The 18,956-nt window shown below is 27.6% G+C and carries 18 protein-coding genes and 1 pseudogene; 5 read left to right on the top strand and 14 right to left on the bottom strand.

Annotation, left to right across the window (positions count from 1 at the left end; all coding sequences use genetic code 11):
* Positions 1 to 85: 85 nt before the first annotated feature.
* From H9660_RS08385 to H9660_RS08375, 3 genes are all read right to left on the bottom strand, one after another.
* Positions 86 to 322 carry a Veg family protein gene (locus H9660_RS08385; protein ID WP_191749928.1) on the bottom strand — a complete coding sequence of 79 codons (237 nt, stop codon included), beginning with the start codon at positions 320 to 322 and terminating at the stop codon, positions 86 to 88.
* A 192-nt stretch (positions 323 to 514) separates the two neighbouring features.
* Positions 515 to 1,405, bottom strand: a complete 891-nt coding sequence (gene yabG / locus H9660_RS08380; RefSeq protein WP_191749927.1) for a sporulation peptidase YabG — start codon at positions 1,403 to 1,405, stop codon at positions 515 to 517.
* Between the two features lie 166 nt (positions 1,406 to 1,571).
* Entirely contained in the window at positions 1,572 to 2,573 is a 1,002-nt protein-coding gene (locus tag H9660_RS08375; RefSeq protein WP_191749926.1) for a CotS family spore coat protein, read from the bottom strand.
* Positions 2,574 to 2,678: 105 nt separating this feature from the next.
* On the opposite strand from H9660_RS08375, the gene H9660_RS08370 reads away from it, so the two are divergent.
* Positions 2,679 to 3,797, top strand: a complete 1,119-nt coding sequence (locus H9660_RS08370; RefSeq protein ID WP_191749925.1) for a glycosyltransferase family 4 protein — start codon at positions 2,679 to 2,681, stop codon at positions 3,795 to 3,797.
* 40 nt (positions 3,798 to 3,837) lie between these two features.
* On the opposite strand, the gene H9660_RS08365 is transcribed toward H9660_RS08370, so the two are convergent.
* Genes H9660_RS08365 through H9660_RS08355 form a run of 3 tightly spaced genes read right to left on the bottom strand, consistent with a single transcriptional unit; the run spans position 3,838 to position 6,654 of the window.
* A complete protein-coding gene (locus tag H9660_RS08365) occupies positions 3,838 to 4,884 on the bottom strand; it encodes a CotS family spore coat protein (protein ID WP_191749924.1) in 1,047 nt (348 codons plus the stop codon).
* Between the two features lie 11 nt (positions 4,885 to 4,895).
* Positions 4,896 to 5,648 carry a hypothetical protein gene (locus tag H9660_RS08360; RefSeq protein WP_191749923.1) on the bottom strand — a complete coding sequence of 251 codons (753 nt, stop codon included), beginning with the start codon at positions 5,646 to 5,648 and terminating at the stop codon, positions 4,896 to 4,898.
* A gap of 10 nt (positions 5,649 to 5,658) precedes the next feature.
* On the bottom strand, positions 5,659 to 6,654 hold the full coding sequence (locus H9660_RS08355) for a CotS family spore coat protein (RefSeq protein ID WP_191749922.1): 996 nt from the start codon (positions 6,652 to 6,654) through the stop codon (positions 5,659 to 5,661).
* A 124-nt stretch (positions 6,655 to 6,778) separates the two neighbouring features.
* On the opposite strand from H9660_RS08355, the gene H9660_RS08350 reads away from it, so the two are divergent.
* Positions 6,779 to 7,900 (top strand): glycosyltransferase family 4 protein, encoded by a 1,122-nt coding sequence (locus H9660_RS08350; RefSeq protein WP_191749921.1) that lies wholly within the window; start codon positions 6,779 to 6,781, stop codon positions 7,898 to 7,900.
* On the opposite strand, the gene H9660_RS08345 is transcribed toward H9660_RS08350, so the two are convergent.
* Positions 7,897 to 9,018 carry an ABC transporter substrate-binding protein gene (locus tag H9660_RS08345; RefSeq protein WP_191749920.1) on the bottom strand — a complete coding sequence of 374 codons (1,122 nt, stop codon included), beginning with the start codon at positions 9,016 to 9,018 and terminating at the stop codon, positions 7,897 to 7,899. The genes H9660_RS08350 and H9660_RS08345 overlap by 4 nt on opposite strands.
* 169 nt (positions 9,019 to 9,187) lie before the next feature.
* Between H9660_RS08345 and H9660_RS08340 the strand changes: the two genes are divergently transcribed.
* Entirely contained in the window at positions 9,188 to 10,075 is an 888-nt protein-coding gene (locus H9660_RS08340) for a LysR family transcriptional regulator (protein WP_191749919.1), read from the top strand.
* 8 nt (positions 10,076 to 10,083) lie between these two features.
* Here H9660_RS08340 and H9660_RS08335 read toward each other — a convergent pair whose 3' ends face one another.
* The 4 genes from H9660_RS08335 to H9660_RS08320 form a co-directional block, all read right to left on the bottom strand.
* Complete coding sequence (locus tag H9660_RS08335; protein WP_191749918.1) at positions 10,084 to 11,049, bottom strand: polyprenyl synthetase family protein; 966 nt, start codon at positions 11,047 to 11,049, stop codon at positions 10,084 to 10,086.
* 44 nt (positions 11,050 to 11,093) lie between these two features.
* Positions 11,094 to 11,609 (bottom strand): Gx transporter family protein, encoded by a 516-nt coding sequence (locus H9660_RS08330; protein ID WP_191749917.1) that lies wholly within the window; start codon positions 11,607 to 11,609, stop codon positions 11,094 to 11,096.
* A gap of 9 nt (positions 11,610 to 11,618) precedes the next feature.
* Entirely contained in the window at positions 11,619 to 11,999 is a 381-nt protein-coding gene (locus tag H9660_RS08325; protein ID WP_191749916.1) for a NusG domain II-containing protein, read from the bottom strand.
* Positions 12,000 to 12,112: 113 nt separating this feature from the next.
* Positions 12,113 to 13,990, bottom strand: coding sequence for an FAD-dependent oxidoreductase (locus tag H9660_RS08320; RefSeq protein ID WP_191749915.1), 1,878 nt, complete (start codon positions 13,988 to 13,990; stop codon positions 12,113 to 12,115).
* Between the two features lie 315 nt (positions 13,991 to 14,305).
* Here H9660_RS08320 and H9660_RS08315 point away from each other — a divergent pair, with 315 nt between their 5' ends.
* Both H9660_RS08315 and H9660_RS08310 read left to right on the top strand, forming a co-directional pair.
* Entirely contained in the window at positions 14,306 to 14,719 is a 414-nt protein-coding gene (locus H9660_RS08315; protein ID WP_191749914.1) for an FMN-binding protein, read from the top strand.
* Between the two features lie 139 nt (positions 14,720 to 14,858).
* Positions 14,859 to 15,902: pseudogene (locus H9660_RS08310) on the top strand (FAD:protein FMN transferase).
* 24 nt (positions 15,903 to 15,926) lie between these two features.
* Here H9660_RS08310 and eutH read toward each other — a convergent pair.
* The 3 genes from eutH to H9660_RS08295 all read right to left on the bottom strand — a co-directional run bounded on the left by eutH (position 15,927) and on the right by H9660_RS08295 (position 18,953).
* Entirely contained in the window at positions 15,927 to 17,027 is a 1,101-nt protein-coding gene (gene eutH, locus H9660_RS08305; protein ID WP_191749913.1) for an ethanolamine utilization protein EutH, read from the bottom strand.
* Between the two features lie 99 nt (positions 17,028 to 17,126).
* Positions 17,127 to 17,528 carry a carboxypeptidase regulatory-like domain-containing protein gene (locus H9660_RS08300; protein ID WP_191749912.1) on the bottom strand — a complete coding sequence of 134 codons (402 nt, stop codon included), beginning with the start codon at positions 17,526 to 17,528 and terminating at the stop codon, positions 17,127 to 17,129.
* A gap of 189 nt (positions 17,529 to 17,717) precedes the next feature.
* Positions 17,718 to 18,953 (bottom strand): S1C family serine protease, encoded by a 1,236-nt coding sequence (locus tag H9660_RS08295; RefSeq protein ID WP_191749911.1) that lies wholly within the window; start codon positions 18,951 to 18,953, stop codon positions 17,718 to 17,720.
* Positions 18,954 to 18,956 lie beyond the last annotated feature (3 nt).

The following is an 18,956-nucleotide window of genomic DNA, read 5'->3' as shown; positions in this document are numbered from 1 at the left end:
TAGTTGAAAGATGGAAACCCACCATCTTTCTTTTTTTTATTAAAAAAAAGAAAAAAATTAGAGCTCTATATGTTGAGCTCTAATCCTATAATGCAAAATATAATTGTACTGTCTTTGTTAATACATCCGAATAACTATATGTTACCTTTCTCGGAATATCATTGTCTAATCTCACCACAAAAATGCTTGGATGTGCACTTTCTATTACTCCGTTGTTTATAAGGATCTTTTTTCTTCCACCGTTTGCCTTTAAAGTTACTTTTTCTCCTATATGATTCTCTATGTTTCTCTTTATAGACTCGATAGTCTTAACACTTTCCACATAAACACCTTCTTTCTTAATTATAATTATACACTTTAATCCAATTTGTGTCAAGTAAAAGTTATAATTTTACCACCTTACAAAAGAATTGTCAATGTTAAGTTTTGCCTTTTTTTCTCTCTCTTTTATACATTTACTATTATTCCTCATTTCTATGGTTTTATACATTTAATTTTTATATATCATTATTTTTTAAATATATGGAGATCTAGGATATCCTTCTCTATACTTTCCTCTAGTTTGTAATCCACCTATTCCTTTTATACCGGTTATTGTATTATCTATAACATCTGTTATTGAAACTACTTTATCAATTCTTGTAAAGGCTATTTTTTCACATACTAATACAGGATCTAAGCAATGAATTAAAACTCTATTTGGTGAGCTTGCAAAATTAGCTCCAGCATCTAACATACATTCATAACAACTTTGACAGGCTCCTGCAAAAATAACTAATTCATCATAACTTGAGTTATAATTCCTCAATGCTTTAACTGCATCTATATAATACTTAGAGTTTCTGTAATTCTCTAAGTTCAAATAATCATCAGGAATTCTTAATACACTGTCATGTCCTGTTAATACAACTATATCTGGTTTAATTTCTTTAACTAAATCAACTATAATTTCTGGTTGTTTACTTTCTGGCACAGCTCTTCCTACAGCATCTAAGGATAATTGTTTATATACTTTTAAGCATGTTTCTAAATATTCACTATCTCCATCTATATGAAGAATTTTTCCCGGTCTTCCAAATATCAATTCCTTTTTAGGCTGGTATTTTGATGACTTATTACCTCTACATGCATTATTTATTGCATTTGTAGCTTCAACATCTCCTCTCATAGAAACAGCCTTCTTTATAGCCTCCTCAACTCTTCTATTTAATATTTTCTCCTTTGTTCCTGCACTTTCATCCTCTACAATTTCTAAATCCTCACTTCTTGAATCAGCAATTATCCTTATACTTATTCCCTTTAAAATATATATCTTTTTCCCAAATCCATCTTCTTTAATATCAATAATTCTAAATGTTATATCTTTATCATAAGATTTTCTTACTACTAAGTCCCCTACTTTCATTCTTCTACCTCTTAGTATTGTTTTATAATATCTTATGTCGAATTTTCTCCATTGGTACATAAATAAATTAATGATATTTTGAATATTTTACTATCTTAAAGTGATTTTTAATTTTTACACTATTAATTGTTTTAATCTTAGAATAAGAGCTGTCTTTCGACAGCCCTTATTCTAAATTATATTTTTCTTTAAATTTATTTAAGAAATTAAGCATAACTTCTTGTTCGTCTATAATAGATTGTAACTTTCCTCCAAAGGTATTTTGACCCCAGTTAACTTCATTATAATAATATCTATTAGCAAGTCTCCAATATCTTTGTGGAAATTGTAGATAAGCATATAACACTTTATATTCACTATTTAACAATGGTGAAACCTCATTATATGAATCTATAATAGCAATTGCAAAATCAATATCCCAATCTACTCTTTTTAATACTTTAATCATAAAATTAGATATATCGAAGGTTCTAACTTCTCTTTTACAATAATCAAAATCTATTACATTACATTCATTGTTTCCATCTAAAATTATATTGTGATAAGTAAAATCATGGTGACAAAAACTCTTTTCCTCTTGTGCTATTTCACACAACTTTTCATAATCTGACTCCTCTAAAGTTTTTAAGGCTTTTTTACCAATTCCCTTGTAAAACTCTAAGGACTTTATATATAGTAAATCAAATTCATTTTTATTATTCTTCTTTCTTACCATATCTCTCATCTTATCTAAAGACTTAATTCTCTTACTCATAAGATGGGTCCATCTTCCTAAATCACTCTTTAATTTAGAGTTATCAGGTGGATCATATCCCTTAGATGCCTCATGTAGCTTTGCTAAAGTTCTCGCTGCTAATTTCACCTCGTCTATGTTATGGAAGTCACACTCTCTTCCTTCAATCCATTCTGATAAAGTATAGAGATCTTCATTTACTAGGGCATAAGGTTCCCCATCTATGTTCAAATGATATTTATCAACAGCACTAAAACCATTGTTTATTAAATGTTCCTTTGCACCGTAAACAAACAGCAACTTTTGTGGCCCATAATTAATTTTTTTCAAACACTTTTCACCTTTATTTGTTTTTAAATAGTAAACTCCTTTATTAGCTTTTAAAGTTTCTATTTTGATGTCAAACTGTCTTTCTATTTCAAATTCTCTCATCATAACCATCACCCCCTTTATATTTATATGACTATATTTACTCTTTTATTAACATTTTATTCCTAAGTTTAATATAATAAATTAAAAACAATGTGAAAGGATTAAATCATGAAGATAGGCGTAGACGGTAGAGCTGCAAAATGGTATAGAGGAACGGGTATAGGAACATACACTTATCAGCTTATCAATAGTATTAATAAAGTTGATAATAATAATGATTACTTAGTTTTTTTGCCGGAAAATTCAGCTCTAGATTTAAGTGATAATTTCAATATAGAGTTAGTTAGAGCTACAGCTTCAACAAACTTTTGGGATGAAGTTAGAGTACCAAATATTTTAAATGATAATAATATAGATCTTTACCATGTTCCTCAAAATGGAGTTGGTCTAAACGCTAATATTAATTGTCACAAGGCTATTACTTTGCATGATATAATCCCATTGAGAATGCCAGAAACAGTTAGCGATCGTTATTTATATATTTTTAACAATGAACTTCCTGAAATTATTAATAATTGTGATGGAATATTAACAGTTTCTGAATTTTCAAAGCAAGATATAGCAAAAGAATTTAATTTTCCTAAGAATAAAATTTTTGTAACACATCTTGCTGCTGAGGATATATATAGACCTTTAGATAAGTGTCAATGCAAAAAAATATTAGAAAAAGAATACAATATTAAAGAAGATTTTATACTTTATGTTGGTGGTTTTAGTCCCAGAAAAAATATCACAGGATTAATTGAAGCCTTTTCCCTCCTACCAAAAGATATAAGGAAAAATCTTAAATTGGTCATAACAGGGAAGAAAGGTATTTCATATAATCTCTATAAAAATAGAGCTATAGAACTTCATATTGAGGATTCAGTTATTTTTACAGATTTTATACCTCTTGAAAATTTACCTATTTTCTATAACGCTTCAGAACTATTAGTTTACCCTTCTTTTTATGAAGGATTTGGTCTTCCTCCTTTAGAAGCAATGGCTTGTGGTACTCCTGTTATAGCTTCTAACGTAACTTCTCTTCCTGAGATATGTTATGATTCTGCTTTATTAATTAACCCTTACGATATTAATGAATTAAAAAATTCAATAGAATTAGTCTTAAAAGATAATATTCTTAGAGCTAAAATGATTAAAAAAGGACTTATTCAAAGTTCAAAATACTCATGGAATATAACAGCTAAATCTACAATAAAAGCTTATAGTGAAATTATTAAAGGTTAGTATAAATTTAGGAGCTGTAAAAAAACAGCTCCTAAATTTATTAATAAAAATATTCATTTAAATCTAATATAAACTTATTTATAAATTCTTTTCTATGCACTTCATTTTTAACTTTATCATTTAATCTATTTAAGAAAACTTCATACTCCCATTTTTTTTGCTTATAATAATAATCTCTAACTATTGTTATAAAATCTCTTGGGAAACTTAAAATTGAATAAATTAATTTAATTTCATCTTTAGATAATTTATCTATAGAATTATAATTGTCTATTATAATCTTAAAAGTGTCCATATCATAATAAGTGCTTTTTATCACCTTTAAAGCAAAATTAGATATATCAACAGCTCTTGTATCTATTTTGCAATAATCAAAATCTATTATCTTTATCTTATCTCCATCTACTATAAAATTATGATGTGCTAAATCATTATGACAAAGAACCCTTTTATTAAAATCTTCTAATAAGGTGTTATAATTACACATAGCCATAAGTTCTATAGATTTTTGTATTTCATCAATTTTATTATCAACATTTTCTAAAAATATTTCATCAAACTCAACTTTGTGCCTAAATCTTAATACATATTCCTTTATACTCACAAGATCATCTTTTGCCTTGCTAAATTCATAAGGTAAATATTCTCCTAAATTCCCCTTTACTATGTCAGCTTGTAATACATTAAATATTCCTCTTGAAGCTATATGCATGTTTGCCATAGCCTTAGTGCACATTTCTATTTCAACAGGATTGCTAAAGGTAACCTCTCTCCCCTCTATCATATTTAAAATAACATATTTATTTTTTATAGATTCATAAATTATTTTCCCTTCTTTGTTTTCATAATAACTTAATAAATCTTCATATTTAGAAGAAGTGTATTTTAAAGCTTTATTTATAAATTCTATTCTTTCTTCTGAGGAATCTATAAGTTTTAATATTTTTTTACCTTCATTGGTTATTAATATGAAAACCTTCCTTAAAGGTATCATATCTTCTATATCAAAATCTAACTTACTAAAGAACTCTTCACTTAAATCATATTTGCATAATATATCATTGTCCACATATCTAAACTTATTCATATTTACCCCCATTAAATAATTATTCCCTTAGCATCTATATTTCTAGCCACATATAAATTTTCTAATATTTCCTTATCATCACAAATAAATTTTCCTTGAATATATTTTTCTATTATTCTAAGCTCCTCATTTGGAAATGATGCCAAAGCCTTTAAATATTCTCTACTATCATCTTTTAAATTACTTAATTCAATATAATAATTTATAACTTCTTCTACTTTTAAATTTATTTGACGCCTTTTTAGCTTTTTTATATAAGAATACACATCATGTTCTTTTAAATTGTATGTTAAGTACCTTATAGTCCCAATTACTATTTTCCCATCTATATCTACTTTCAAATTTCCTTCATCTACTCTAGTTAAACAAACTTCATAATTTTTCATACTTCTTTCAATAAGACCTCTAAAATTATTCAAATATATATTATCTAAAACTCTTCTCCCTAGCTTAATTAAACTTTCGCCCCTATTTATAAAATAAAAATCTAAAGAATTTAAATCTTCCTTTTTTTCAATAATGTTTAAATATTTATCTAGCAATATTATTTGATTATAATAATTATTTATTTCCTTACCTATAGCCCCTCCTATTCTAGGTAGTAAATTCTCTTTATATGGACCTATTTGATTATGAAAATAAACTATATTCTCTATTTGCTTAAGTATATTATTATCTTCTTCACTTTTATCCCTAGGTATCTTTTTATTTGTTATATAAATCCCCTTCTCTTCTAAGTATGAATTTAACTCTATTCTTTGCATTTTCTCCCCCCTATGGAATAAAATCTATCAAGAACTTATCTCTATTTTCTCTATCACTTAAATACTTATTTAATTTATTTATCAAAACCTCTTCTCCCCAAGGTTGTTGTTCCCAATACTTTTGAAGTCCAATTTGCCAAAATCCTTGTGGAAATCCTATAAAGCCCTTCATAAGCTTTACTTCTTCATCAAATAAACTATGAACATTTGAATATGCATTTAATATAACTCTTGCCTTTTCCTTACTCCAGCCTCCATCCTTCATAGCTCTAATTAAAAGAGATGATAAATCATGTATATGTGTATCTAATATGCAATAATCAAAATCAATAATATTAATTTCCTTATTTTTATTTATAAGAACGTTATGATAAGCATAATCATGATGGCAAAATCCTCTTTTAAGGACTTCCTTTTCCATAATTTCAACATATCTATTTCTTTTAAGTTCCTCTATAGCTTTTTTTCCTCTCTCTATTTCTTCATCTAAATTATTTAAATAAATTTCATCAAATTCTGTTTTATAAGCTTTTTGATATATCCTTTTCTTAAAATCTAATATTTCATTGCACCTTGTCTCGAAAACATTTATCCAAGAAAACCATCCTACTCTAGGCTTCATAAATTTATTTAATGAAAACCCCTGACTTTTATTGTGTAAAATCCCTAAGGTTTCTGTAGCTAATTTTAATTCTTCTAAATCTTTATAATTACAGCTTCTTGAATCAATCCATCTATTTAAATAAGCATAATTATTTCCAAGCTTTATATAACCTTGATTATTTTTAGTTCTAATTATTTCTGGTATATTTTCAAAGCCTCTTTTCTTCAAATGATTCATTGCTGAAAATATAAAATAAAAATGAGGATGCTGATATTTAATTACTTTAATACCATAATCCCCTTCATTAGTTTTTATCTTATAGCTATTTTTCACTTTTTCAATTGTTCTTAATTCCAATAAATAATTATCTTCAATTTCATTCTTTATATATGAAAGATCCATGGGATTCTCCTTAAGATTTCTTCTATGCTATTATATGACAACCCTTATTTTATTGTGTTTATAATCATAGAATTAACCCATTCATAATATCTATAATATATATTATAAAATTAGGAGGAGAACTATGAACATATCTATAGATGCTCGGGGGATTAATTTATATAACGGAACAGGTATTGGCACTTACACCGAAAACCTAGTTAAAGAACTTCTTGATATAGATAAAAAAAATAATTATTTACTTTTTTGGACAGGTAAAAATTATGAAAATTATAAAAGGGATAACTGTAAAATAGTTTTTACATCTAAAAAACATGGAGTATTTTATGAAAATTACTATTTCCCCAATTTTTTAAAGAATAATGATATAGATATACACCATATCCCTCAAAACGGAATTGGTTTTTCTGATACTTATGTTACAAATTGTATAGTAACAATTCATGATTTAATTCCTTATGTATTACCCGAAACTACTGGAAGGGGTTATTTAGAAAAATTTCTTAGATTAATGCCTTCAATAATAGATAAATCAAAGGGAATACTTACAGTATCTGAATATTCTAAGAAAGATATTTTAAAATTCTTTAATCATATTCCTGAGGATAAAGTTTTTGTTACACCTTTAGCTGCTAACTCTAACTTTAAACCCTTAGATAAAGCTAGCTGTAAAAATTTTATAAGAGAAAAATATAATTTTAATAAACCTTATATCTTATACATAGGAGGATTTAGCTCAAGAAAAAATGCAAAAGATCTGATTTTATCTTTTGATAAAATTTCTAAAGATTTAAAAGAACCTCATGTTTTACTTTTGGCTGGATCTATCAAAGATGAAGGAAAAAAATTAGTAGAGCTTACTAAAGATTTATCTTCTAAAGATAATATTATATTCACTGGATTTGTAGAAGATGACTTACTTCCAACTTTGTATAATGGAGCTGAGGCCTTTATATATCCATCTATTTATGAAGGATTTGGGCTTCCACCTTTAGAAGCTATGAGTTGTAAAACTCCTGTAATTACCTCTAATATTACATCTATACCTGAAGTTACTGGAGATGCTGCAATTTTAATTAATCCATTTAATAAATTTGAATTAGAAGAAGCCCTTATTAATTTATTGAATAATGATTCTCTTAAATTAGATTTAGCTAATAAAGGATATGAAAGAAGCCTCCAATTTTCATGGAAAAATACTGCCATGAAAACTTTAGAGGCTTATGAAAAATTTTATAAATCTTAATTATTATTAATTTCAATTAACTTTTCTTTAAACTCATCATAATTTTCTATTCTTGGAGCCCTTTCTACAATATTCATAAGTATTAAGAAAGGGCTAGTCCCTTCTATGTTTTTATTATCTTTTTCTCCATATCTTCCCCTTAATGCATAAAGAGAACTTGGAAAAAAGTTTCCCTCTAATAATTCTTTAGAAAGTAGCTCTTTATTTGTAGCTGAATAGGCTATAAATTCTTTAATCAGTTCTGTATTTTTATTATTTATATTTAAAGCAACAATACTATCTCCACCTAAATCATAAAACTTATTTTCACCACTTTTAAAGCTAGGTGGATTTTTACATATCCATTTCCCATCAATATCTTCATTTATTAAATCATTATAAAAATCTAAAGAATCAATTCTAAATAAATAATTATTATCTTCTGTTAAATATTCAACTTTATATATATTACTAATTTCTTTTAAAACATCCTCATTATTTTTTATATTACCTTCACTATTAATTAGTTCTGCTAACATTAAAGAATAAATATTATCTCTATCCTTACTAAAAAATATATTTATTTTTCCTGAAGTTTTAGTTTTTATATCCGTTCCTATATTAATTAATTGATTCCAAGTGTTTATATCCTCAGCTTCATATCCATATTTCTCTAATATGTCCCCCCTTACATATAAGGCTAGTGGCTTAGATTCAAAAGGAATACCATAATAATTATCTTCAAATTCAACTTCTTGCAATCTTGCATCACTAAAATTTTTCTTATATATTTCAATAATATTTTTATTTTCTTCAAAGAAATAGAATTTATCTCTAACTTCATTAATTTCTTTTAAATTTAACTGAACTATATTGGGCAGTTCTTTCTTTTCTGTTGTTAATAGCTTATTTAAATACTCTTCTTCATCTACATTAACAATCTTTATATCAACTTTCTTATGAGTATCCTTAAACTCCTTAGCTATGTTTAAAAAATAAGAATAATATTTATCTTCACTCCATAGAATAATTTCACCTTTTAAATAATCCTTATTAGTTTTACTTAGAAATAGTGCGCCTAAAATTATAACTAAAAATATTGATAATAAAAAAGTTACTTTTTTGCTTTTTGCTAACATATTATCACATCCTAAATATATATATTATATCTATATTTCAATTAATAATCTACTTATTACTATTCTTTATAACATATACTTATATTATATAACCTACTAAATTCTTTGCTTTTTGTAAATTATTATAATATAATAATTTAATATATAAATTATTGAATAGGAGATTGTTATGCATATTGATAGTTTAAATTATTTTTTTCAAGTTGCTAATTCTAAAAGTATTTCAACTGTTGCAAAAAATTCGCATATTTCACAATCTGCACTAAGTCAACAAATTTCTAAGTTAGAAAATAAGCTTAATGTAAAGTTATTTGATAGAACAAATAAGGGGGTATCTTTAACTCCTGAAGGCGAAATAGTTTTTAAATATACAGAATCAATATTAAACTCTTATAATAAAATGCAAGAAGAACTATTAAACTCAATAAATAAGGAAAAGTTTATTTCTATTGAATCAGTTGAATCTATAGGTTTAACAATTTTACCTATGACTATTTCTAAACTAAAAAAACAATTTCCATCTCATACAATTAGTTTGAAAAATGTAGATTGTTGTTCTAAAGTAAGCTTATTAAATAATCTATGTGATATTTTTATATGCTATAATGAACCTGGAAATGTTCCTGGAGTTGTTTCCAAACTAATAGGTACTGATAAGATAATATTAGTTGCTGATAAAAGTTTTCCTATTAATAGCATAAAAAAAGAACAAATATTTGAATTACCATTAATATTTACTTCAAATAAAAGTTGTTTACGAAATAAAATATTTGATGAATTAAATTGCAATGCTCAAACTTTTAATAATGCTAATATTCTATATAGCACAAATTCTTATTTTTCTGCTTTAAATGGAGTTTCTTCTAGTAAAGCTGCTACTTTCATACCAGCAAGTATTTATTATAATTATAATTCGTTATCAAATATTAAAATTATTGATATAGAAGATTTAACAATTTCTTTGCCTCTTTATATGTGTTACTTAGATTCTTTTTATAAAGTTAACTCTGAATTTGTTAAAAAATTAAAAAACATACTAAAAGGTTACTTAAATTAAGTAACCTTTTAGTATGTTCTCTTTAATAGCCACTCTGCTATTTCTTTTAACACATATTTATATTCATTATCAGGAAGCTTATCAATTCCCTTAAAGCATTTTTTCATATATTTTTCTGCTAATTCCTTAGCGAATTCTATTCCTTTATTTTCTCTGACTAAGTTTATTATTTCCTTTACTTCTTCTTCAGAGTAATATTCTTTCCCTAACACATCTTTAAATACATCTTTATTATTTTTAAAGGCATAAATTAAAGGAAGTGTATATATACCTTGCTTTAAATCATTCGCTGCTGATTTTTTTATACTTTTATCGCTACCTTCATAATCTAAAATATCATCTATTATTTGAAATGCCATTCCTAAATTATGTCCTATATTTCCAAGTTCCTTTGCAAGCTTAGTATCAGCACCACACTCAGCTGCACCTAAATATAGTGAAATTGAAAATAACTCTGCTGTTTTTCCAGATATTCTACTTAAATAATCTTTAACAGATAGCTTCATAGAAAATCTAGAATTTAATTGGTTTACTTCTCCCATACATATCTTAGACATTGCTCTTGAATCAACTTTTATTGATTGTAATGAGGAATTTGTTGCAAGTATTTTAAAGCATACACAAAAAAGATAATCACCTATATATACTGCATAATCCTTTCCATATTTAGATTGGATAGTTTCTTTCCCCCTTCTAAGCTTTGAATCATCTATTACATCATCATGAACTAAAGTAGCCATATGTAGCATTTCTATTACCGCTGCAGTAGGAATTGATTTTTCTATATCATTATCACCAAATTTTGCTCCTATTAAAACAAAAGCAGGTCTTAATAGCTTACCACCCGATTCAATTAACTCTATTATTGAATTTTCTATTTTTTTATCTTTACATTTAACATTTTTCTTCATTAAATCTACAACATTAGTAAGCTCTTGTTTTAACTCAGGATAATTGTTCCAAATATTGTCCATTCTAATCCCCACCTTCTTAGTGATTTTATCTATATCATAGATATTTATACTTTAAACATTGGAATTTTTCTTAAGTGTGATACAGCATAATTAGCTGTTATTCCTATAAATATACCCGTTCCTATACCTATAGTTGATAATATAGGTAAATATAGCATCACACCTATATTCTTTACTATTGATGATGCAATTATTAATTGTCCTACATTATGAAATATAGCCCCTGCAGAACTTACCCCAATTATACTAACCTTATCTTTAAATAAATCTTTTACTATGCACATAGATAGAAAACTTAATATTCCTCCAGATGCACTATACATAAATGATGATAAATTACCGCCAAACATAGTTCCAAGTGTAAGTCTTAAAAATAATACTAAAAACGCATCCTTTTTGCTATCTAATGTATATAAAGCAATTACAGTAATTAAGTTTGCGAGCCCTAATTTAGCTCCAGGTGTTATAAATGGGACAGGAATTGATCTCTCAACTATATGTAAAACCAGTGCTTGAGCTACTAATAATCCTATATATACTATTCTACTAGTTTTTTTCATAACTTCTCCTTAATACGATAAAATAATATCCTCTTCTAATTCACCCTTAATTTCTATCATTACTTTATGAGGAAGACACACTAAACTTTCTCCTGCCTTCTCAATATATGCTGGATTCATACAAACCTTATCAGGGCAATCAGCATCTATTATACCTATTTTATTATCTTTTACTTCAACAATATTAGTACCCCATTTTGTGTTTACTTCTATTATCTCTTCACCAGTATGAACTGATAAGGGTACTCTTTTGTATAGCTTCCCTGCCACTGTTATTTCTGCATATGTATTATTTAAGCCTTTTCCAACAGATGCTCCTAGTATTATCTCAGGTAAAAAGGAAAGCACCATTAATACAGCAATAATAACAAAATCTAATTTTTTAAACATAATAATAATCTCCATTATAAATATTAGATGAATATATAATTCAACTTTATAAGGCTGCCACAAGGCAGCCCTATAAAGTTCATTATACATGTATTATCAAAATATTTCATCTATTATTGTGCTTTTTTATACACTGGTGTTTTCTTTCCATGCCAGAAATTATCTGCTAATTTTGTAATCCAAGGCATAACATAATAATCTAATCCAAATGTTCTACCAGCTCCACCCATTAATGCAATTGAGCCAAATGTGAACCATAATATGTCCCAACCAGCCATAGCACATAATATAAAGTTAACTGTCATTCCTGCTGAAACTGCACTACATATAAATGTAAATAGACCAGCTATTAAGCATAATCCCATACCAATTTCCATTAATACTACTATTCTTTGGAACCAAACTGCAACTTCAGGATTTGGCATCATAATTTCCATTATTGCTGAATACCATCCTGGTACTTCTTTAAGTATTGGAGTTAAAGTTTCAGTTGCTGCTTCCCCAGCTGCTGACGCACCTGATGTTGCATCTTGTAACCAAGCAAAAGGCATTTTTACATTACCTGCTTTAACCCAGCTATCTGAACCAATAGTAATTTTATTAAAGAATCCATTTATACTACTAGCATTCCACATAGATTCCCAAGTAGAATCTCCAAGTAATTTCTTTAAACCTTCAATTAACCATAAGCAACCAATATATACTCTTAATGGAACTAACCATAATCTATTTGCTTTTGATGATAAATGACCTCTCATTACAGATCTCTTATCTTCCATTGTGAAGAATTCATGTTGTAAATAATTATATACAGCATTTATATTATTTACTCCCCATAGGTAGTACATATTAACTAAATGCTTCATTACCATAGCTATGAAGCCTGATAATTTTACTCCCATTAAGTTAGCAACACAGTATCTTCCACCAATTGAAACCATAAATCCATGGTAGCTGCTCTTGAATTTTTCCATTTCTTTATTTTCTATTGAAGCAATTATATTTTTAACTGCAGTGTTTGCTGTTTGCTCTGCTGCTTCAACTATTTGTGGAGTTCCTTTTCCTGGCTCTTCTTCAAAGTAAGCCATATCTCCAACTACGAATACGTCTTTTTTACCTACAGCTTGCATAAATTCATTAGTTTGTAATCTTCCTGCTCTAGCTGTTTCTAATCCATATTCTTTAGCATCTTGATTTCCTTGAATACCGCATGTCCAAATTAATGTTCTAGTATCAATCTTTTCTCCACTCTTTAAGATTACTTGATCTTCAGTAACTTCAACTATTGGAGAATTCTTTAATATTTCCATTCCATGCTTAACCATGTACTTTTCAGCTTTATCTGCTTGCTTTCTATCTAACATATTTAAGATAGTTCCCATAGCTTCTACAACTTTTAAAGTAACTTCTGATTCATCTACATTGTATTCTCTAGCTAGTCTACTTTTCCACTCAAGAAGTTCTCCAGCCATTTCTATACCTGTAAACCCTGAACCTGCTACTATAAACGTAAGCATTGCTCTTCTCTTCTTTTCATTTCTTTCTAAGCTTGCCTTAGCAAACATATCTTCAATATGATGTCTTATTTTCATAGCATCTTCAAATGACCAAAGAGTAAAACCATTTTCCTTTACTCCTGGAACCCCAAAGAATGCTGGTTCACTACCAGTTCCAACTATAAGATAATCATATGAAAACTCTCCATGAGTAGTTTTTACAAGCTTTTTATCTGTATCAACCTTTTCTATTAAATCTGTAACAACATTAACCTTTGTTTTACCAAAAATTTTACATAGTTCAACTTGAACTGATTCAGGGTGAACTCTTCCCCCTGCAACTTCATGTAACTCTGTCATTAAAGTATGATATGGGTTTTTATCAATTAAAGTTATTTCCACATCATTATTTTTCTTGTATTTTTTAGCTAATTTCTTAGCAGCGTGAACACCACCATACCCAGCTCCAAGAACAAGTATCTTATTTTTTGACATGTTGCACCCTTCCCTTCATTTAAAATTCTAAAATAGCATATTTAATTCTATACACTATTTCTTAATATGTCTACATTATAACATATACTTTTTTGTAGTTTTTTTAACAATTTTTTTCGGTATTTTTTTAGTTTTTTTCTTTGTAACCCCTTATATTTAGCCAATTATAGATGTTTGTTTATTATTTAACGGTATTAGCATTACCTTATATATCATAAGAAAGTTGAATATCAAAACTTATTTATTTTGTGTATAATGAACTAGTAATTGAAAACAATTCAATATTATTAACCGAAATTTAAGGGGGATTTTATTATGAAATCAAGAAGAATTGTAAGTTTATTAGCAGTTGCTGCTTTAGCTACTACTGTATTTGTAGGATGCGGAAGTAAAGAAGCTGGATTAAAAGACGGAACATATACAGCTCAAGGTCAACCAGATGATAAAGGTAATACTGCTTCAATAGAAATAGAAGTTAAAGATGGTAAAATTGCTACTGTTAAATACGATGAAGTTTCAAGCGAAGGCGTTAGCAAATTAGACAATGAAGAATACAACACAAAAATGAAATCAGTTAGTGGAACTAATCCAATAGAAGCATTCCCAGCTTTAGAAAAATCATTAGTTGAAAAGCAAGATGTTGCTTCAGTTGATACTGTAACAGGTGCTACTAGTACTTCTAACAACTTCAAAACTTTAGCTGAAGAAGCTTTAAAAAGCGCTAAATAATTAATTATTATATAAAAAGACTTTAGGGAATTTCCCTAAAGTCTTTTGTTATTTTTTATTTTTTTACTTATAATATAAATATAAAACAATAGTTTAAAAAATTAATTATAATAATAAAAAAAATAGGAGGATGTTTATGATTAAAAATTTGAGAAAAAACTTGATATTTTTGACCTTGTTAATTTTTTCTCTTGGAATATTGGCTGGTTGTTCAAAAGATAACAAAGTCACTACTCCTTTATCAAGAAGTGAGGTTCTAATGGGTACTGTAGTAGATGTATCTCTTTATGATAGTAATGATGAGAAAATTTTAGATAGAGTTTTTGAAAAAGTTAAAGATTTAGAAAAAACTCTAAGTATTAATGAAAACGGAACTTTGGTTGATGAAATAAATGCAGAGGCAGGTATTAAACCTGTTAAAGTAGATGATGATACATATACTATAATAAAAAAGGGTATTGAATATGCTAAACTTTCCAATGGTTTATTTGATATATCTGTAGGACCTATAGTTAAGCTTTGGAATATTGGACTTCCTGAGGCTAAAGTTCCTACTCAAGAAGAAATAAATGAAAAACTTCCTTTAATAGGATATAGCGATATTGAACTTAATGAAAATGATAAAACTGTTTTCTTAAAAAGACCTGGAATGATGATTGATTTAGGTGGAATTGCTAAAGGTTACACTGCAGATGTAATTTCAAATATACTAACTTAAGAAGGCGTTGAAAGTGCCATAATAAATTTAGGTGGTAATGTATTTACTCATGGTAAAAAAGTCAATGGAAGTGACTGGAATGTAGGCATCCAAAATCCTTTTTCTGATCGTGGAAAGATAATTGGAAGTATTAAAACTAGTAATAAATCTATTGTTACTTCAGGAATATATGAAAGATACATTGAAAAAGATGGAATCAAATATCACCATATTTTAAGTCCTAAAACTGGTTATCCTTATGACAATGAAATTGCAGGTATAACTATAATAAGCGATACTTCTGTTGATGGAGATGCATTATCTACATCAGTATTTGCTATGGGTGTTGACGAAGGTATGAAATTTGTAAATTCTATAGATGGTATCGATGCTATATTTGTAACTAAAGATAATAAAATTTATATAACTGATGGTATAAGATCAGTATTTACGTTAACTAATACAGATTTTACATTAGCTAACTAAAAAGTTATAAAAAAAATCGATCTGTTAATTATTAACAGCTCGATTTTTTTCCTCTATCACACAATCTTTACTAATTTTCATAGCTAAAATAATTGCTAAAAATCCACTTATAAGCTTTACTAATATATAAATAAATACCACTTCTTTAGCTTCTGTAACTACATATCCTAATTGTCCACCAAATACATATGCACCTGATACTGAGAAAGCTGAGCATATTATCTTCCCCCTATTGTCCAGCTTATCAAAGTCAGTAAATACTATTACTGCAGATGCTAAACTACCTATGAGAGATGTAACTGATTCAGTGTTTATTCCTAGTGCTTCTTTTAACTTATTTATTTTTTCAGCAAATATTATTTTTATTACTTTTAGCATTACATTTGCTCCAGCTAAGAATATTGCAATTTTCCCTACTATAATTATAGATTCTTCTATTGGTAGTAATCCTTTAATTATAACTACTCCTGTTATTGATGTAATTCCTTGAATTCCTAGCCCTATTAACCCTATTATAAATATAAATCTTGCCAGTCTTTCAAAATAGGCTATCATTTTATTCGGAATTTTTTTTAGACCAATTATTATAAATAATGATATAACTATTATTGGTAATAAATTTTTAAAAATAATCATTATTGGTATTCTAAGTAAAATGCCGCCTATAAATAACCCAACAGGTACTGTAACTATTCCACAAAGTACCCCTTTGCACAAAACATCCCTATCCTCTTCTTTTATTATCCCTAGCGCTAAAGGTAAAGTAAAACTTATTGTACATCCTAAAATAGAAGATATTAAAATCCCAGAAAAATATACTTCTGCACTACTTCTTCCTATTGCTTCAGCTATTTTATATCCTCCCATATCTACTGCTATTAAAGAAGATGATATTATACTTGGATCTATTAAATTAATATTTAATCTTGGAATTATGTATTTATTTAATCCCTCTGAAATTATAGGTGTAATAGAAATAATTCCAACCATTGATATCGCTAAAGATCCCATACTTTTTATTCCATTTTCTAATTCTTTACCTAATCCAAATTTTCCACCTAGAATATAATCAAATATTCCTATAATAAAAAATGCAGATATTATGTATAACATTATTTTTTCCATTATTATTCTACTCCTAACTCAAGTTAAGCTAATTCTATCAAAAACAGACAAAACAAAAAAGCCCCTAAAAGGAGCTTTTTTTGTTATTTAAGTTAAAACTTAACAATTACAGCAACCAGAGCCATTATCTCCAGGTTTATTATCACAATTATTGTCAGGTTTTCCTATACACTTACCATTATAAGAAGTTGTTTCTAATTCTGTATATCTTATTACTATATTATCTTTATATATCTTTAACATATACTTTGTATTTGGGCATAATGGTCCTAATAAAAATTGGCCGTGACAATCTGTGAAAGTATGAGTTAAAGGATAAGGATATCTAGATCCTTCAACTACTTGTAGTAATTTTACTACTGCATCAACTACAGGCATTCTATTGCAGTCTAAAACTGTTCCAAATATAACTGATCTCTTTTCCTCCGGTAATCTAACGATTGCTTCAATTTGTTCGTTGCATCCTGTCTTTAATTCACATGATGTTATTCTTCCGCTCATAATCTTGCCTCCTAAGTTTTATAAATATAAGTTTTATTTATACTATAGTCTATTCCATTAATAACAAAATGTGATTTATTAATTCTATTTTTGCAAAATAAAAATAAGCAATTTTTTTAACATCATATATTTATATCTATTTATTATTAAAGGGGCTGCCTTTGTGAGACAACCCCTTGTTTTATTTATCTATTCTTTTGCTTCTAGCTGAACATTAAATGTTTTAGTTTCTCCGTTTCTTATAACTTCAACACTAACAACATCGCCTTCTTCTTTAGTATCTCTTATTTCCTTTAATTCTTCAAAAGTTTTAATTCTCTTACCATCAAATTTAACTATTAAATCTCCACCTTTTAATCCTGCTTTTTCAGCTGGTGAAAACTCTGTAACTTCAACTATATATAATCCTTCTTCTAATTTAAGTTGTTTTGAAAGATCAGAAGTAATTTCTCTTATTGAAATACCTAAGTTTAATATTGGCTTAGATAATGCTTCTATTCTATCCTTAATTTCATTTATTGGAATTGAGAAACCTATTCCTTCAACAGAATCAGATGCAATTTTCATATTGTTAATTCCAACTACTTCTCCCTTTGTATTAACTAAAGGACCACCACTATTACCTGGATTTATAGCTGCATCAGTTTGAATTAAGTTTACTTGTTGACCTGAACTTGTTTCAACATTTCTATTAACAGCACTTACAATTCCACTAGTTACAGTTTGATTAAACTCCTTAGATAAAGGTGTTCCGATTGCTATAACTTGTTCACCTGGCTTTAATGCATCCGAATCACCAAGTTCAGCTACTGCTGGTACTTTAACAGTATCATCACTTATTTTAAGCATTGCAACATCTCTATTTGAATCATAATTTACAACCTTTGCCTTAACTTCATTTCCATCAGATAATGTTACTGTAACTTCTTTAGCGCCTTCTATAACGTGATAGTTAGTTAATATATATCCTTCTTCATTTATTATAAATCCTGATCCTATTCCTTCAGTTTCTTGAGGTATAATTCCACTATAATCAATTACTCCACTAACTGAAACTATAACTACCGCTGGTGCTACCTTATCAAAAGCTTCACTAGCAGTTAATGCTTCTGAATCAGTGCTAAATGTTTGAGGATTAGCTGTTATAACCCTATTTCCTGATTGATTATTCTTTGTTAGGTAATAAACACTTCCGCTTCCAATAGCTCCACCAATTAATCCTGCTATAAGAGCTAATGCTATAATTTTAAAAGTGCCTTTTCTTTTCTTTTTCTTAGGTTTATCTGATATATTATTTATTGGATGTACATATGAATCACTTTCAAAAGTCTTATGCTCTTCACTAAAACTTTCTTCAAATTCTTCATTATCCCCCTTATTCACACTTTCATAGTTTTCTACGTCATATATATTATCTTCATTCATTTT

The organism is Clostridium gallinarum (assembly GCF_014836325.1).
GTDB lineage: Bacteria > Bacillota > Clostridia > Clostridiales > Clostridiaceae > Clostridium > Clostridium gallinarum.
The sequence above is the reverse complement of the archived record's forward strand: the minus strand, read 5'-3'. Positions and strand labels throughout refer to the sequence as shown.